Origin of the sequence: Bradyrhizobium sp. BR 10289, from assembly GCF_019455385.1 — a bacterium.
Classification (GTDB): domain Bacteria; phylum Pseudomonadota; class Alphaproteobacteria; order Rhizobiales; family Xanthobacteraceae; genus Bradyrhizobium.
This window is the reverse complement of the sequence record NZ_JACOFR010000017.1, coordinates 134,168-151,237: the sequence shown is the minus strand read 5'-3', so window position 1 is coordinate 151,237 and position 17,070 is coordinate 134,168. Positions and strand designations below refer to the sequence as shown.

Sequence of the window (17,070 nt, the reverse complement as noted above, 5' to 3'; positions counted from 1 at the left end):
CTCAGCCTCCCTTGACGGCCTTCACGATCTTCTGCGCGGCGTCGTCGAGATTGTCCGCCGGCACCACGTTGAGGCCGGATTCACGGATGATCTTCTTGCCGAGCTCGACATTGGTACCTTCGAGGCGAACCACCAGCGGCACGCTGAGGCCGACTTCGCGAACCGCCGCCGTGACGCCCTCGGCGATCACGTCGCACTTCATGATGCCGCCGAAGATGTTGACCAGGATGCCCTTCACATTGGGATCGGCGGTGATGATCTTGAAGGCGGCCGCCACCTTCTCCTTGCTGGCGCTGCCGCCGACGTCGAGGAAGTTCGCCGGTGCCATGCCGTAGAGCTTGATGATGTCCATCGTCGCCATGGCAAGGCCGGCGCCGTTGACCATGCAGCCGATGTTGCCGTCGAGGGTGACGTAGTTGAGGTCGTATTTCGACGCCTCGATTTCCTTGGCGTCTTCCTCAGTCTCGTCACGCAGCGCGAGCACTTCGGGGTGACGGAACAGCGCATTGTCGTCGAACGACACCTTGGCGTCGAGCACGCGGAGCTGGCCCTGCTTGGTCACGACCAGCGGGTTGATTTCCAGCATGGCCATGTCCTTGGCGATGAACGCCGCGTAGAGCTGCGCGGTGAGCTTTTCCGCCTGCTTGGCGAGATCGCCCGAGAGTTTCAGCGCGTTGGCGACGGTGCGTCCGTGATGGCCCATGATGCCGGTGGCGGGATCGACCGAGAAGGTCACGATCTTCTCAGGGGTGTTGTGCGCGACGTCCTCGATGTTGACGCCGCCTTCGGTCGAGACGACGAAGGAGACGCGCGAGGTCTCGCGATCAACGAGAAGCGAGAGATAGAACTCCTTGTCGATGTCGGAGCCGTCTTCGATGTACAGGCGGTTGACCTGCTTGCCGGCGGGACCGGTCTGGATCGTCACGAGGGTGGCGCCCAGCATCTGCTTGGCGAACTCGGTGACCTCGGTGGCCGACTTGGCGATGCGGACACCACCCTTGTCGCCGGCGGAGGCTTCCTTGAACTTGCCCTTGCCGCGGCCGCCGGCATGGATCTGGCTCTTCACCACATAGACCGGACCCGGCAGCGCCTTGGCGGCGGCTTCCGCGTCTGCAGCCTTGAGAACCGGGACGCCCTTGGAGATCGGCACGCCGAACTCACCCAGCAGCGCCTTGGCCTGATATTCATGGATATTCATATGGTCGCTCCCTGAACCCGCGGGCGGTGACCTCTCAGGCCCACCTCAGTCTTGTGGCTGGCATACCATATACCACAGGAACTGCAACCCGGATTCTCTGACATCGATCTCTGGATTAGCGAGCCGGACCCCCATCCCGGTCAGGGGGTGCCGGAAGTGAAACCGCCGAAGACCGGGTTTCGGTCTTCGGCGGGGATTGGTTTGCCTTAGCGGCCGAGAAGATCGGGTGCGATCTTCTTGCAGGCGTCGACCAGGCCCTGCACTGCGCCGACCGACTTGTCGAAGGCTTCGCGGTCCTTGCCGGCGAGCTCGATCTCGACGACGCGCTCGACGCCCTTGGAGCCGATCACAACGGGCACGCCGACATACATGTCCTTCACGCCGTATTCGCCGTTCAGGTACGCAGCCGACGGCAGCACGCGCTTCTTGTCACGCAGATAGCTCTCGGCCATCGCAATGGCGGAGGCAGCCGGGGCGTAGAAGGCCGAGCCAGTCTTGAGCAGGTTGACGATCTCGGCGCCGCCGTTGCGGGTGCGGTCTACGATCTCGTCGAGGCGGGCCTGCGAGGTCCAGCCCATCTTGACGAGGTCGGGCAGCGGGATGCCGGCAACGGTGGAGTACTTCACCAGCGGCACCATGGTGTCGCCATGGCCGCCGAGCACAAAGGCGGTGACGTCTTCGACCGAGACGTTGAACTCGTCGGCCAGGAAGTAGCGGAAGCGCGCGGAGTCGAGCACGCCGGCCATGCCGACGACCTTCTTGTGCGGCAGGCCGGAAGCCTTCTGCAGCGCCCAGACCATCGCGTCGAGCGGGTTGGTGATGCAGATAACGAAGGCGTCGGGAGCGTACTTCTTGATACCGGCACCGACCTGCTCCATGACCTTGAGGTTGATGGAGAGGAGGTCGTCGCGGCTCATGCCGGGCTTGCGCGGCACGCCGGCGGTGACGATGCAGACCTTTGCGTTGTCGAGCGCCTCATAGGAGTTGGCGCCGGTGTAGTGGGCGTCGAAGCCATCGACCGGCGAGGACTGCGCGATGTCGAGCGCCTTGCCTTGTGGCACGCCTTCGGCGATGTCGAACATCACGACGTCGCCCAGTTCCTTCAGGCCGATGAGGTGAGCCAGCGTTCCGCCGATCTGACCGGAGCCAATCAAAGCAATCTTGTCGCGCGCCATGTGAACCTGTCCTTTAGACATCCGAAGGAGGGAAAACTGATAGGGTGGTTATCCCTTTCGCTTTCCCCGTTCAAGTCGGTGGATGCCCAATTGTCGGGCTTGGCGCCGCCTCGGGCAAGCAGCCCTGTCATTCCGGGGCGCGACGAAAGTCGCGAGCCCGGAATCCATCGGGCGGCAGCGCGCGCCGATAGATGGATTCCGGGCTCGCGCTCCGCGCGCCCCGGAATGACAGCGCATAGGACTTAAGTCTCGACCAGGCCCTTGGTGGAGCCGCTGGCGGTGGAATCCTTGCGGCCGTGGGGCAGCGCCAGATAGGATTCCGAGCTCATCTCGATCAGGCGCGAGGCTGTCCGCTTGAACTCCATGGCCTCGGTGCCCTCGTGGGCGAGGTAGAGCGAGATCGGGTTGGCGTCGGCCGAAGCCATCAGCTTCACGGCATTGTCATAGAGCGTGTCGATCAGCGTGATGAAACGTTTGGCGGCGTTGCGCTGGGGGAAGTCCATCACTGGAATATGGTCGACCAGGATGGTGTGGTAGTCATGCGCCAGCCTGAGGTAGTCGGATGCGCCCAACGGTTTCTCGCAGAGATCGGCGAAGCCGAAGCGTGCGACGCCATGGGCCGAGCACGGCACGTGCAGGGTGCGCCCCTTGATCTGGATGTGGCGCGACTTGCACGCGGCATTGCCGGTCATTTTCGACCAGGCGCGGTTGAGCGCTTCATCGGCATCGCCATCCGCCGGCGTCAGCCACATCGGCACGCCCTGCAGCTTTTCCAAACGGAAATCGGTGCGCGCATCGAGCCGCGCGACGTCCATGTGGTCGGTGATCTGCTTGATGAAGGGCAGGAACAGCGAACGGTTGAGGCCGCCCTTGTAGAGATCGTCGGGCGCCACGTTGGAGGTTGCAACCACGACGGTGCCGAGCTCGAACAGCTTTGCGAACAGGCGTCCGAGGATCATCGCATCCGCGATGTCGGTGACGTGGAATTCGTCGAAGCAGAGCAGCCAGCTCTCCTCGAAGATCGCCTGCGCGGTCAGCGCGATGACGTCGCCGTCCGGAATCTGCCCGCGCGCGATGCTCTGGCGATAATCGTAGATGCGCTCGTGCACATCGGCCATGAATTCGTGGAAATGCGCACGGCGCTTGTGTTCGACGTCGGAGTGCTGAAAGAACAGGTCCATCAGCATGGTCTTGCCGCGGCCGACCTCGCCATGGATGTAGAGCCCGTGCGGCGCCTCGTCCTTGTCGCTGCTGAACAGGCGCGCGAGCAGGCCCTGCTTGCGCCTCGGGCTGTAGTTCGCAAGCCGCAGGTCCAGCGCCGAATAGGCTTCGGCAACTTCGGCCTGCGCAGCATCGGCCTCGATCGCGCCGGACGCGATCTGGGCCTGATAGGCTTCGCTGAAGGAGGAATTTTGGGTGGAGAGCATGGCTCTTTACCGCCAGAGACCGGCGGAAATTGCAAGCCGTGAATTGGTGCGGGGCGCTATGCGTTCCGTGTCCCGGGCGCGCTACAGCGCGAACGCTGCTGCGCAGAACCGGGACCCACTGTTTCGTTCATTACTCGGGGCGAACTGGGCCCCGGCTCTGCAGCGCACCGCTACGCGCTGCGCTGCGTCCGGGGCACGAGAGCAGTGTCACTCACACAGCTCGTAGGCGTCCTCGACCACATACGGGCCGCCGCCGGTGGAGGCGCGCGACGAGAACAGCACGAAACGCTCCGCCATGAACGCCTTGCTGGGAAAATAGCCGCGGATCGAGAGATAGTCGGCGACGTCGCGGTCGGTGGCGTCGTGCAGGCGGGCGAGCGTGACATGCGGGATGAACTTGCGCCCTTCGGGATCGAGGCCGATCCGCTGCATCATGCGTTCGAGCTCGGCCTGCAACTCCATCAACGGCTTGCTCGGTGCAATCGTCGCAACGACCGCCCGCGGTTTGCGGCCGCCGAAACTGGTCAGCCCCTGCACCTTCACCTCGAACGGCTTGCGGTCGACGCGAAACAGCATCGAGGCGATCTCGTTGGCGGAGGCGCCGTCGATATCGCCGATGAAGCGTAAGGTGACGTGATAATTTTCGGGATCGATCCACCGGGCGCCGGGAAGGCCACCCCTAAGATTGGAAAGCGACTGGCCGATCTCGGCCGGAATTTCCAGACCAGTGAACAAACGCGGCATCGTTTCGCACTCCCGATGCTTGGGTACAGTCCTCGCGACGAAGACCATATCCAAATTAGAGCCGGCGACGAATCACCGGTACAATGATTCCTATCGCAGTTGTGTGACTCTGCGAAGCAGTGCGCGCCCTCCCCCGGGAAAACCCTGGGAATTAGGGTTAGCGCTGCCTGCTTTTCAACGTCGCTGCTCGCTTATGTTGCGCAAGAATGCCTCCACTGTGGGCATGATGTTGCCGACGATGATGTCGACGCCTTCCGCAGTCGGATGAATGCCGTCGGCCTGGTTGAGTTTGGCATCGGCCGCGACGCCGTCAAGGAAGAACGGATACAGCGGCACGTCGAATTTTTTCGCAAGATCCGGATAAATCGAATTGAAGCGCGCAGCATAGTCGGCGCCGTAATTCGGCGGCGCCAGCATGCCGCACAGCATCACCGGAATCTGGCGCGCCTTGAGACGCTGCACGATCTCGGTAAGCGCTGCGCGCGTCAGATCAGGATCGATGCCGCGCAGCGCGTCGTTGGCGCCGAGCTCGACGATCACGCCTTCGGTTCCATCGGGCACCGACCAGTCGAGCCGGTCGCGGCCGCCGGAGGAGGTATCGCCGGACACCCCGGCATTGGTCATGTCGATCTCTATGCCCTTGGCCTGCAAGGCTTTTTGGAGCTTGGCGGGGAACGCCTGCTGGGCCGGGAGGCCAAGGCCGGCACTCAAGGAATCGCCGAGAACGACAAGCTTGATCGGTTTTGTCGCCTCCGCCCAAGCCGGGTTCGCGACCGTCATCAAAACGAGCATCAACACGGCTATGTGCATGAACAATCCGTAACGCCTCTCGACCGGGCGTGCGGAGTTGCCATATGACCGGACCATGGACACTCGCATCGATCCCTCTTCGCTCACCGCCGCGGCGGATACCATCGCCATCTCCAACGTCAATCTGTCATTGGGCACGGGAGCGGCACGCGTTCACATCCTCAAGGATATCAGCTTGCGGGTCGCCTCCGGCGAGACGATTGGCCTGATCGGCCCGTCAGGCTCGGGCAAATCCACGCTGCTGATGGTGATGGCGGGGCTGGAGCGTCCTGATAGCGGAGAGGTGGTGGTGTCGGGCACCGCTTTCAATGCCCTCGACGAGGACGCGCTGGCCCGCTTCCGCGGCCGTCAGGTCGGCATCGTCTTCCAGTCGTTCCACCTGATCCCGACCATGACGGCGCTGGAGAATGTCGCGGTGCCGCTCGAGCTCGCCGGCAATCCCGATGCTGCGAAGCGCGCCGCGCAGGAGCTGCAATCGGTCGGGCTCGGCGACCGCCTGCATCATTATCCGACGCAGCTCTCCGGCGGCGAGCAGCAGCGCGTCGCGCTTGCCCGCGCGCTGGCGCCCGATCCCGCCATCCTCGTTGCCGACGAGCCGACCGGCAATCTCGACGAGGCTACCGGCAAGCAGATCGTCGACCTGCTCTTCACCAAGCATGCCGAGCGCGGCATGACGCTTGTGCTGGTGACGCACGATTCCTCGCTCGCGCATCGCTGCGATCGCGTCATCCGCCTGCGTTCGGGCCGTATCGACACCCAGTCCGCGCCCGCATGAGCATCGCTGTCGAGCCGTTCGCGAAGCCGAACGCCGCCGCGCTGTCGCTGCGTTACGCGCTGCGCGAATTGCGTGGAGGCCTCCGCGGCTTCTACGTCTTCATCGCCTGCATCGCGCTCGGCGTCATGGCGATCGCCGGCGTCGGCTCGGTGTCGGCGAGCCTCTCCGACGGTCTCGCCCGCGAGGGCCGCACGCTGCTCGGCGGCGATGTGTCGTTCGTCTTGTTTCAGCGCGAGGCCAGGCCGGAAGAGATCGCCTTCCTGCGCTCGCGTGGCACCGTCTCGACCGCCGCCACCCTGCGCGGCATGGCGCGCTCGGCCGACGGCCAGCTCGCGCTGGTCGAGATGAAGGCGGTCGACGACACCTATCCGATGCTCGGCCAATTGACGCTGGCGCCGCCACTGCCGATGTCCGAGCTGCTCGCGGAGCGAGACGGCGCGTTCGGCGCCGCCGCCGATCCGGCGCTGCTGGCGCGGATGTCGCTGAAGACCGGCGACCGCGTCACCATCGGCTCCGCAACGTTCCAGATCCGCTCGACCGTCGAAGCCGAGCCCGACAAGCTCGCCGGCGGCATCGGCTTCGGGCCGCGCTTCCTGATCAGCGAGGCCGGCCTGAAGGCCACCGGCCTGATCCAGCCCGGCAGCCTGGTGCGCTGGGTCTACCGGGTCAAGCTGCCCGACACCGGCAACAGCGAGCGCGCCACCGACGCCTTCATCGCGGATGCGCGCAGCGCCGCGCCGCAGGCCGGCTGGGAGATCCGCAGCCGCTCCAACGCCTCGCCACAGCTCGAGCGCAATATCAACCGCTTCACGCAATTCCTGACGCTGGTTGGCCTCGCCGCGCTGCTGGTCGGCGGCGTCGGCGTCGCCAACGCCGTGAAGAGCCACATCGACCGCAAGCTCGAAGTGATCGCGGCCTTCAAGGCCGTCGGCGCGACGGGGCGCGACGTGTTCGGAATTTACCTCGCCCAGGTCCTGCTGCTCGCCGCGATCGGCTCGGTGATCGGGCTCGCACTTGGCGCCGCCATGCCGTTCGCCATCGTCGGCCTGTTCGGAAAACTGCTGCCGCTGCCGGTGGTGCCGGCGGTGCATGTCGACGAGCTGGCGCTGGCCTTCGTCTACGGCCTGCTCACCGCGCTGGCTTTCGGCCTGTGGCCGCTCGGCCGGGTGCATGACGTGCCGGTCGCCGCGCTGTTCCGCGACACCATCAGCTCGGAATGGCACCGTCCGCGCCCCGGCTATCTCGTGTTCATGGGCGTGGTGGTCGCGCTGCTGATCGCGGTGGTGATCGGGCTCTCCTTCGACAAGCGGATCGCCGCGGTGTTCGTGGCCTCCTCAATCGTCGTGTTCGCGCTGCTGCGCGGCATCGCCGCGCTGCTGATGACGATCGCACGGCGGCTGCCGCGCTCGCGCCTGCCGATGCTGCGGCTGGCGGTCGCCAACATCCACCGGCCGGGCGCGCTGACGCCCTCCGTCGTGCTGTCGCTCGGTCTGGGCCTGGCCGTGCTCGTCACCATCACCCAGATCGACGGCAATCTGCGCCGGCAGTTCCTGGCGGCCCTGCCCGACCGCGCGCCGTCGTTCTTCTTCATCGACATCCCGAGCACGCAGGCCGAACAGTTCGACGCCTACCTCCGCAAGATCGCGCCCGAGGCCAAGGTCGACGACGTGCCGATGCTGCGCGGGCGCATCGTCGGCGCCCGCGGCGTACGCGCCGAGGACCTCAAGCCCACCACCGATTCCGAATGGGTGCTGCAGAGCGACCGCGGCCTGACCTACACCGCGGATCTGCCGAAGGGCTCCAAGGTGGTCGAGGGCGAGTGGTGGAAGGCGGATTATTCCGGCCCGCCATTGGTCTCGATGGAGAAGAAGATCGCCGACGGGCTGGACCTCAAGCTCGGCGACGAAATCGTGGTCAACGTGCTCGGCCGCGACATCCCGGCCAGGATCGGCAATCTGCGCACCATCGACTGGCAGGGCATGGGCATCAATTTCGTGCTGGTGTTCTCGCCGAACGCCTTCAAGGGCGCGCCGCACACCCACATCGCGACGCTGACCGAAAGCGGCGGCAGCGCCGAGGCCGACGGCAGGATCATCAAGCAGGTCGCCGACGCCTACCCGATGGTGACCAGCGTACGCGTGCGCGAGGTGATGGAGACAGTCGGCTCGGTCGTGACCAACCTGGCCCTCGCGATCCGCGGCGCCAGCGCCATCACGCTGATCTCGGCGGTCCTGGTGCTGGGCGGCGCGCTCGCCGCCGGCCATCGCCATCGCGTCTATGATGCCGTGATCCTGAAGACGCTCGGCGCGACGCGGCTGCGGCTGCTTGGCGCCTATGCCCTCGAGTACCTCCTCATTGGCCTTGCCACCGCGGTGTTCGGGGTGATCGCCGGCAGCTTAGCTGCCTGGATGATCGTGACGCGGCTGATGACCTTGAGCTTCGTCTGGCAGGCCGGCAGCGCGGCCGGGGTGGTCGTGGCCGCGCTGATCGTCACCGTCGGGCTGGGGCTCGCTGGAACGCTTCTGGCGTTGAACAAAAAGCCCGCCACGGTGTTGCGGAATTTGTGACAAATGGTAGCGGCTGCCGGTGCGGGAGCGAAATCGCACGATTCCTGCGATTAACCACGTCTGCGCGTCTGAATTGCCGGTAAGGGCGACATTCAGCCGCGCGTGGACGGTTGCAGCGAATGTGTTAGTTTCCCACATATCGAGTGGGTTCGGAGCCCCGATTGTGAGCCAGAATTTAGTCGGCAGACATCGGTATCCGAGATAGAATTTGACGAACCGGCGGCATGGCGACCCTCGTGCCGGACCGGACCAACCAACGGGAATTCGACCATGTCGGACCTAGACCGTAACTACGCTTCTCCTTTCGGCAGGGCCGCCGGGCGTGTTGACGCCGCGACGGTCGACGCCGGCCTGCGCGCCTACATGCTGCGCATCTACAACTACATGAGCATCGGCCTTGCCATCACCGGCCTTGCCGCGCTCGGCGTCTACATGGCCGCCGTGACCGACGTCCCGACGGCGGATGCCGTTCGGGTCGGCAAGATCTTCCTGACGCCGTTCGGCTACGCGATGTTCGTCAGCCCCCTGAAGTGGCTGTTCATGCTCGCGCCGCTCGCCATGGTGTTCGTGATCTCGGCGGGCATCAACCGTCTCGCCCCCTCGACCGCCCAGATCCTGTTCTGGGTGTTCTCGGCGCTGATGGGCATCTCGCTGTCGTCTATCTTCCTGGTGTTCACCCACACCTCGATCGTGCGGGTGTTCTTCATCACCGCGGCGACCTTCGGTGCGCTCAGCCTCTACGGCTACACCACCAGGCGTGACCTGACCGGCATGGGCTCGTTCCTGTTCATGGGCCTGATCGGCATCATCATCGCGAGCCTGGTGAACCTGTTCCTGGCGAGCTCGATGCTGCAGTTCATCGTGTCGGTGGTCGGCGTGCTGGTGTTCGCGGGCCTCACCGCCTGGGATACGCAGCGCCTGAAGAACGACTACATCTACGGCTACGCGTCGGCCGGCGGTGACATCGCGGAGCGTGCGGCCATCACCGGCGCCCTGTCGCTGTACCTGAACTTCATCAACCTGTTCACGCTGCTGCTGCAGCTCCTCGGCCAGCGCGATTAAGCGATAGCCCAGAGTGAACGACACGAACCCCGGCTGAGAGGCCGGGGTTTTTGTTTGAGCCCTGCCCCCACATACTCGCGGTCATCGCCCGCCTTGTGCGCAATTGCGCACTGGGGCAGGCGATCCAGTATTCCAGAGGCAGTCCTGATGGACCGAAAGGCCGCGGCGTATTGGATTCCCCGCCTTCGCGGGGAATGACAGTGGAGAAAATGGAGGCTCCTCGCAATGACGGAGGATGTGGGATGCGCCGGGGCCCCTTCCGGCGGCCGTAGGAACGCTCTAATCTTCTCCCATGTCCGCACCCGAAATCAGGCCCACCACCGAGGCCGACCTCCCCGCCATCACCGCCATCTATCAGCAGGCCGTCCGCGAGGGCACGGCTACGTTCGAGCTGGATCCGCCTGACCTTGCAGAGATGACGCGCCGCTACCGCGCGCTGGTCGATGGCGGCTATCCCTATTTCGTCGCGATCGTCGAGGGACGCGTCGCCGGCTATGCCTATGCCGGGGCCTACCGGCCGCGGCCAGCCTATCGCTTCACGGTCGAGAACTCGATCTATCTCGATCCCTCGTTCCACCGTCGCGGCATCGGCTCACTGCTGCTGGACCGACTGATCACCGAATGCGAGGCGCGCGGCTTTCGCCAGATGGTTGCTGTGATCGGCGATTCCGCCAATGCCGGCTCGATCGGCGTGCACACCCGAGGCGGCTTCAAAATGATCGGCACGCATCCCAATGTCGGCCTGAAATTCGGCCGCTGGCTGGATACGGTGATGATGCAGCGCGACCTCGGCGAAGGCGCGAAGACGGTGCCGACAAAATAGGTGCCGTAGGGTGGGCAAAGCGAAGCGTGCCCACGCATTTGTTGCGATCGAGAAAGAACGTGGGCACGGCGCAAAGGCGCCTTTGCCCACCCTACGGCACCGTTCGTTTCGTCAGACCACCGCCAATTTCCGATCGATCACCAGCAGCACGCGCTCGAGCTCGTGGCCGCGGCGCAGGATCAGGCCGGTGGCCGAGATCACGCTGTACATGCCCTGTTTGCGCGCGAGGCGCGGGTCCTTCTCGATGCGATAGATCGGCACTTCCGAGGCACGGCGGAAGACCGAGAACACGGCGCGGTCCTTCAGGAAGTCGATGGCATAATCGCGCCACTCGCCGTCGGCGACCATGCGGCCATAGAGATTGAGAATTCGGTGCAGCTCGATTCGGTTGAACGTCACCCGGTTCGGCTGGACATTCGCAGCGGCGGAGTGCGCCACTGCGCGCTGCCCGCTCGGATCGGCATCCTCCGGCGTCAAACTCATGGCAAGCGCCTCCTGTCGCACAGTACCCTTGGCATACCTTTGGCCGCGCAGACCGTCCCCGGAACCGCGGATCATGACAATTACATGATTGCGCCAACCGTTCCCGGCCGCAAGAGGCCCCGTACGCAACCGATCGAATCGGTCGCGAATCAGGACACACGCAACGGTGGAACTCTGTCGCGACGAACCGTCACGGGATCGTTAGCAGGAATCACAGGATCGCCGCTTTTCCGCCCAGCGCCTGCCGCCCTGCATTGCGATAAGAGTTGCGTGCGTTGACCCGGTCCTTTCGGTTCCGGATTCCTCAGCCCCCAGCCCCCCGGGGTCGAACAGGATCGGGTCTGTACGCACGGCAAGGAGGGCCAACGCAAGTTGGTCCTTTTTTGTTTGCGGCGGGATGTTTCTGTTTTTCTCCGTCATTCCGGGGCGCGCGAAGCGCGAACTATGGTGCGCAATTGCGCACCATAGTTCGCGCCAAGAGGCGCGCCCCGGAATGACGAAGGCAAGCAGAGATGTTTTACGCCTGCTTCAGTGCAGCGACGTATACGCCGCACCCAGCATCGGGCCCGGCTTTTCGCGGCTGCCGTCCTGGACATAGACCACCGCGCCGTCGACTCCGTCGCGCGTGAGGTTTTCCAGCGGCACCGTCCAGCTCTCCGGATGGCCGTTCCAGTCGCCGACTTTGAGCAGGTTGCGCACCACGTTGTGATAGGTGAGCTGCTGTCCGCGATTTTCGCCCTTGGCGATCGAGATCGGCACCGACTTCGTGATCGAGCAGATCCAGACCTCGCCGTGCGAGACCGCCGGCTCTTTGCTCGCGGCCACCGAGACGTTGATCTGCTTGCCCGAAAGCGACATCGTCACCGGCACGCTCATCACGCCGGCACTCTTGTCGGTCTTGCCGATCGCGCTCTCGATTCCCGTGCGGTCGCTGCCGATGACATGCACGGAGCCGTTGACCACGACCTGGGGCGTGTAGATCTCGCGGTCGCCGCGCATGCGCGAATAGGCGCGCTGCCGCGCCGTGAAGCGCGAATCCGCCAGCGTGTCCTTCCAGCCGAGATAATCCCAATAGTCGATCGGCATGCTCAGCGCGATGATCGAGGGATCGTTGGAGAGATCGCCGATGACCTTGTCGGCGGGCGGGCAGGAGGAGCAGCCCTGCGAGGTGAAGAGCTCGACCACGGCACGCGGATCAGCAGCCTCGGCGGGACGGATGACGGCGACGATGGCGCATAGGCCGAGTGCTCCCGACCAGAAGGCACCGGACCAACGCGAAACCGAATGAGAAGCCGTCATTGCTGTCATGTCGAACGCCGCACACCATTGCTCGTGAAAGGGAAATCTTATCGCCTGATGGTCACCGTAGTCTTACGGGCGCGGCACATTCAACCGTCCTGAAGCGGATTTCCGCCGGGCGCGCCCATCTGAATCGTACCGCAAACGCGCGAAGGCGGCCTTGTGATAGGCCGCCTTCATTTAACCTTCTACTCACGTGCCGGTGAGCCACCGTTCACAAATTCGCGCTTACGCGGCGAGCTTGCGCAGCACGTAGTGCAGGATGCCGCCGTTCCGGTAGTAATCGAGCTCGTCCAGCGTATCGATGCGGCAGAGCAGCGAAACGCGCTGCAACGAACCGTCGCTGGAGACGATCTCCGCGGTCAGCTTCTGGCGCGGCTTGAGGTCACCGACGAGACCACGCAGCGTGACCTTCTCGTCGCCCTTGAGGCCGAGCGAGGACCACGAGGTGCCTTCCTCGAAGGTCAGCGGCAGCACGCCCATGCCGACCAGATTCGAGCGATGGATGCGCTCGAAGCTCTGGCAGATCACGGCGCGCACGCCGAGCAGGCGGGTGCCCTTCGCCGCCCAGTCGCGCGAGGAGCCGTTGCCGTATTCGGCGCCGGCGAACACGACGAGCGGCACCTGCTCCTGCTGGTACTTCATCGCGGCGTCGTAGATCGACATCTGCTCGCCGTCGGGCCAGTGCTTGGTCAGGCCGCCCTCGGGGATGTTTCCGTCCGCGCCCTTGAGCATGAAATTCTTGATGCGGATGTTGGCGAAGGTGCCGCGCATCATGACTTCGTGATTGCCGCGGCGGGTGCCGTACTGGTTGAAGTCGGCGGGGCGCACCTGATGCTCGCTGAGATATTTGCCGGCGGGCGAAGTGAGCTTGATCGAACCGGCCGGCGAGATGTGGTCAGTGGTGATCTTGTCGCCGAACATGGCGAGGATGCGCGCCTCGACGATATCGGTGACCGGCTCCGGCTCCTTCTTCATGCCTTCGAAATAGGGCGGGTTCTGCACATAGGTCGAAGACATGTTCCAGCGATAGGTCTCGCTCTCGGTGGTCTTGATCTTGCGCCAGTTGGTGTCGCCCTTGAACACGTCGGCATACTTCTTCTTGAAGATCGACGCGGTCACGAACTTCTTCATGAAGGCGTTGATCTCCTTGGTCGTCGGCCAGATGTCCTTCAGATACACCGGCTTGCCGTCCTTGCCTTCGCCGAGCGGCTCGACGGCGAGGTTCTTGGTGACGCTGCCGGCGAGCGCATGCGCGACGACGAGCGGCGGCGAGGCCAGATAGTTCGCCTGCACGTCCGGCGAGACGCGGCCCTCGAAGTTGCGGTTACCCGACAGCACGGCGGCGGCGACGATGCCGTTGTCGTTGATCGACTTCGAGATCTCTTCCGGCAGCGGACCGGAATTGCCGATGCAGGTGGTGCAGCCGAAGCCGACCAGGTTGAAGCCGACCTTGTCGAGATCGGCCTGGAGACCCGAATCGGCGAGATAGCCCGCGACGACCTGGCTGCCCGGAGCGAGCGAAGTCTTGACCCACGGCTTTGCCTTCAAGCCCTTCGCGGCGGCGTTGCGCGCGAGCAGGCCGGCGCCGATCAGCACGCTCGGATTCGAGGTGTTGGTGCAGGAGGTGATGGCGGCGATCACGACGTCGCCGTGACCGAGATCGAAATTCTTGCCTTCGACCGGGAAGCGCTTCGCCGGCTCTTCAGCCTTCTTGTACTCGCTGCTGAGCGCCAGCGAGAAGCCTTCGGCGACCGAGGGCAGCGCGATGCGGCCTTCCGGGCGCTTCGGACCGGCCATCGACGGCACGACATCGGCGAGGTCGAGCGTCAGCGTTTCCGTGAACACGGGATCAGCCGATTTGGCGGTGCGGAACAAGCCCTGCGCCTTCGCATAGGCCTGCACCAGCGCGACGCGCGGTGCGGCGCGGCCGGAGGTCTTGAGGTAATCGATCGCAGCGGCGTCAACCGGGAAGAAGCCGCAGGTCGCGCCATATTCGGGTGCCATGTTGGCGATGGTCGCCTTGTCGGCGACCGAGAGGTTGTCGAGGCCGGGGCCGAAGAACTCGACGAACTTGCCGACCACGCCGAGCTTGCGCAGCATCTGCGTCACGGTGAGCACGAGGTCGGTCGCGGTGACGCCTTCCTTCATCGCGCCCTTCAGCTTGAAGCCGACGACGTTGGGCAGCAGCATCGACAGCGGCTGGCCGAGCATGCAGGCTTCCGCCTCGATGCCGCCGACGCCCCAGCCGAGCACGGCGAGACCATTGACCATGGTGGTGTGGGAGTCGGTGCCGACGAGCGAGTCAGGGTAAGCGACCTCGAAGGTGCCGGTCTTCTTGCCGACCGTCATCTTCTCCTTCTTGGTCCAGACCGTCTGGGAGAGATATTCGAGATTGACCTGGTGGCAGATGCCGGTGCCGGGCGGCACGACCGAGAAGTTCGAGAACGCCTTCTGGCCCCACTTCAGGAACTCGTAGCGCTCCTGGTTCTGCTTGTATTCTTCCGTGACGTTCTTGGCGAAAGCCTTGTTGTCGCCGAAGAAGTTCACGATCACGGAATGGTCGATGACGAGGTCGACCGGCACCAGCGGATTGATCTTCTCAGCGTCGCCGCCGAGCTTCTGCATGGCGTTGCGCATCGCAGCGAGATCGACCACCGCGGGAACGCCGGTGAAATCCTGCATCAGCACGCGGGCCGGGCGGAACGCGATCTCATGCTCCAGCGACTTCTTGCGCAGCCATTTCGAGACCGCGACGATGTCCTCCTTCTTGACCGAGCGGCCGTCCTCATTGCGGAGGAGGTTCTCGAGCAGGACCTTCATCGAATAGGGGAGTTTCGAAATTCCCTTCAGACCATTCTTCTCGGCCGTGGGCAGGCTGTAATAGACATAGGTCTTGGCGCCGACCTTGAGGGTCTTTTTGCATTTGAAGCTGTCGAGCGAGGTCATGTAGGAAATCCCAATTGTTAGTTATACCCGGCAGGGTATCTTAACACCGTCAGCGTGGCAGGCTGGGTCGCTTGCAGGGGCAGGTTGAGTTGCTGCATCAAGTGGTTCCGGGCTTATAGAAGCTTTCTAACCGCGCCGCCACAGCCACAAACATACCCCAGCAAGTCGCGAGCCAAAAATTCTGATGCGCTACCCCAAGATTTCCTGAGGCCCGGCTGTGAACGGGTTGGTACCAGGCCAGATCAAGCTGTCCGGACGCGGGGTGACGTGCGTGCGCGGCGGCCGCGAGGTGTTTTCCGGGCTCGATTTCGAGGCGGTCGCGGGCGAAGCCGTGGCGGTGGTCGGGCGCAACGGCGCGGGCAAGACCTCGCTGCTGCGGCTGATCGCGGGGCTGCTCATTCCGGCAGGCGGAACAATCGCGCTGGATGGGGGCGACGCGGAGTTGACGCTGCCGGAGCAGTGCCACTATCTCGGCCATCGCGACGCCCTCAAGCCGGCACTGAGTGTGGCCGAAAATCTGGCATTCTGGGCTGATTTCCTAGGCGGCGAGCGCCGTGACACCGCCGAGAGCCTCGCCACCGTCGGGCTCGACCATGCCACCCACCTGCCCGCCGCCTTCCTCTCCGCCGGCCAGCGCCGCCGGCTGTCACTGGCCCGGCTCCTGACGGTCCGCCGCCCGGTCTGGCTGCTGGACGAGCCGACCAGTGCGCTGGACGTGGCGGGACAGGACATGTTCGGCGGGCTGATGCGGGAGCATCTCGGCCGGGGCGGGATGATCATCGCAGCGACCCATGGTCCGCTGGGGATTGATTCGCGGGAGCTCAGGATCGGGGGTGTGGCGTGAACCGGGCGGACCCTCAGCTTTTCGAGCGGCTACCGTTGTCGCTCCGAGTGCCCTTGCCTCTCCCGGTTGCGGGAGAGGTCGGCGCGCAGGTCCGGGTGAGGGCTCTCTCCTCTGGGGGAGTCTTCGTTGACGAGACACCCTCTCCCCGACCCTTCCCCGCAAGCGGGGGAGGGAGCGCACCGCCGTTGGGGCATGATGGGGGTCCCCCATGACCGCCCTCTCCGCCCTGATTCGCCGGGACATCCGGATCGCGCTTCGCGTTGGCGGCGGGGCGTTGATCGGCGTGCTGTTCTTCCTCACCGTCGTCGTGCTGATGCCGTTTGCGGTGGGGCCGGACCTGGCGCTGCTGTCGCGGCTGGGGCCGGCGATCCTCTGGCTCGGCGCTCTGCTGGCGAGCCTGTTGACGCTGGACCGGCTGTTCATGGCCGACCATGAGGACGGCTCGCTCGATCTGATCACGATGAGCCGGACGCCGCTGGAACTCGCCTGTGCCGCCAAGGCGCTGGCGCACTGGCTGGCCGCGGGCCTGCCGCTGATTGTCGCAACCCCGGTGCTCGGCCTGCTGCTCAACCTCGACATGGTGGCCACGGCCGCGGTGGCGCTGACGCTACTGGCGGGCACCCCGGCCCTCACCTTCACCGGCATGATCGGCGCGGCGCTGGCGGTGACGCTGCATCGCGGCGGGCTGTTGATGGCGGTGCTGGTGCTGCCGCTGTCGATCCCGGTGCTGATTTTCGGCGTGGCAGCCTCGCAGGCGGTGATTGTCGGCCCCATGAATTTCGGCGCGCCGTTCTCGATCCTCTGCGCGCTGTCTCTGGTCAGCCTGGTGATCGGTCCGTTCGCGGCGGCGGCGAGCCTGCGGCACGGACTTGATTGACCTTGACCCCGATCAACTTTCGCTGCGCGCTTTCATG

The 17,070-nt window shown here is 64.7% G+C and carries 14 protein-coding genes; 6 read left to right on the top strand and 8 right to left on the bottom strand.

The features are described from left to right. Position 1: 1 nt before the first annotated feature. From sucC to HYH08_RS25425, 5 genes are all read right to left on the bottom strand, one after another. Positions 2 to 1,198, bottom strand: coding sequence for an ADP-forming succinate--CoA ligase subunit beta (gene sucC, locus HYH08_RS25445; RefSeq protein WP_220012573.1), 1,197 nt, complete (start codon positions 1,196 to 1,198; stop codon positions 2 to 4). 206 nt (positions 1,199 to 1,404) lie between these two features. After that, positions 1,405 to 2,373, bottom strand: a complete 969-nt coding sequence (gene mdh, locus HYH08_RS25440; protein ID WP_008145224.1) for a malate dehydrogenase — start codon at positions 2,371 to 2,373, stop codon at positions 1,405 to 1,407. 242 nt (positions 2,374 to 2,615) lie between these two features. Further along, on the bottom strand, positions 2,616 to 3,800 hold the full coding sequence (zapE, locus tag HYH08_RS25435) for a cell division protein ZapE (RefSeq protein ID WP_220012572.1): 1,185 nt from the start codon (positions 3,798 to 3,800) through the stop codon (positions 2,616 to 2,618). Between the two features lie 207 nt (positions 3,801 to 4,007). Further along, positions 4,008 to 4,544: an RNA 2',3'-cyclic phosphodiesterase gene (gene thpR / locus HYH08_RS25430; protein ID WP_027561862.1), complete on the bottom strand. Its 537-nt coding sequence runs from the start codon at positions 4,542 to 4,544 to the stop codon at positions 4,008 to 4,010. 174 nt (positions 4,545 to 4,718) lie between these two features. Beyond that, positions 4,719 to 5,354 carry an arylesterase gene (locus HYH08_RS25425; protein ID WP_220012590.1) on the bottom strand — a complete coding sequence of 212 codons (636 nt, stop codon included), beginning with the start codon at positions 5,352 to 5,354 and terminating at the stop codon, positions 4,719 to 4,721. Positions 5,355 to 5,409: 55 nt separating this feature from the next. Here HYH08_RS25425 and HYH08_RS25420 point away from each other — a divergent pair, with 55 nt between their 5' ends. From HYH08_RS25420 to HYH08_RS25405, 4 genes are all read left to right on the top strand, one after another. Next, positions 5,410 to 6,129: an ABC transporter ATP-binding protein gene (locus HYH08_RS25420; protein WP_220012571.1), complete on the top strand. Its 720-nt coding sequence runs from the start codon at positions 5,410 to 5,412 to the stop codon at positions 6,127 to 6,129. Beyond that, the gene (locus HYH08_RS25415; RefSeq protein WP_220012570.1) at positions 6,126 to 8,696 is read left to right on the top strand and encodes an ABC transporter permease; all 2,571 of its coding nucleotides are present in this window, start codon (positions 6,126 to 6,128) and stop codon (positions 8,694 to 8,696) included. The genes HYH08_RS25420 and HYH08_RS25415 overlap by 4 nt, the downstream gene beginning before the upstream one ends. Positions 8,697 to 8,966: 270 nt before the next feature. Further along, positions 8,967 to 9,758 carry a Bax inhibitor-1/YccA family protein gene (locus HYH08_RS25410; protein ID WP_220012569.1) on the top strand — a complete coding sequence of 264 codons (792 nt, stop codon included), beginning with the start codon at positions 8,967 to 8,969 and terminating at the stop codon, positions 9,756 to 9,758. A gap of 292 nt (positions 9,759 to 10,050) precedes the next feature. Further along, positions 10,051 to 10,581: a GNAT family N-acetyltransferase gene (locus tag HYH08_RS25405; RefSeq protein WP_220012568.1), complete on the top strand. Its 531-nt coding sequence runs from the start codon at positions 10,051 to 10,053 to the stop codon at positions 10,579 to 10,581. Between the two features lie 111 nt (positions 10,582 to 10,692). Here the strand turns inward: HYH08_RS25405 and HYH08_RS25400 are convergent, their stop codons facing one another. The 3 genes from HYH08_RS25400 to acnA form a co-directional block, all read right to left on the bottom strand. Next, positions 10,693 to 11,064 carry a DUF2794 domain-containing protein gene (locus tag HYH08_RS25400; protein WP_220012567.1) on the bottom strand — a complete coding sequence of 124 codons (372 nt, stop codon included), beginning with the start codon at positions 11,062 to 11,064 and terminating at the stop codon, positions 10,693 to 10,695. Positions 11,065 to 11,592: 528 nt separating this feature from the next. Then, a complete protein-coding gene (locus HYH08_RS25395) occupies positions 11,593 to 12,372 on the bottom strand; it encodes a DUF1223 domain-containing protein (RefSeq protein WP_220012566.1) in 780 nt (259 codons plus the stop codon). 219 nt (positions 12,373 to 12,591) lie between these two features. Further along, positions 12,592 to 15,312 carry an aconitate hydratase AcnA gene (gene acnA / locus HYH08_RS25390; RefSeq protein WP_220012565.1) on the bottom strand — a complete coding sequence of 907 codons (2,721 nt, stop codon included), beginning with the start codon at positions 15,310 to 15,312 and terminating at the stop codon, positions 12,592 to 12,594. Between the two features lie 241 nt (positions 15,313 to 15,553). On the opposite strand from acnA, the gene ccmA reads away from it, so the two are divergent. Together ccmA and ccmB are read left to right on the top strand one after the other, a co-directional pair. Then, the gene (ccmA, locus tag HYH08_RS25385) at positions 15,554 to 16,156 is read left to right on the top strand and encodes a heme ABC exporter ATP-binding protein CcmA (RefSeq protein ID WP_220012589.1); all 603 of its coding nucleotides are present in this window, start codon (positions 15,554 to 15,556) and stop codon (positions 16,154 to 16,156) included. Positions 16,157 to 16,364: 208 nt separating this feature from the next. Beyond that, positions 16,365 to 17,033 carry a heme exporter protein CcmB gene (ccmB, locus tag HYH08_RS25380; RefSeq protein WP_220012564.1) on the top strand — a complete coding sequence of 223 codons (669 nt, stop codon included), beginning with the start codon at positions 16,365 to 16,367 and terminating at the stop codon, positions 17,031 to 17,033. Positions 17,034 to 17,070: the final 37 nt, after the last annotated feature.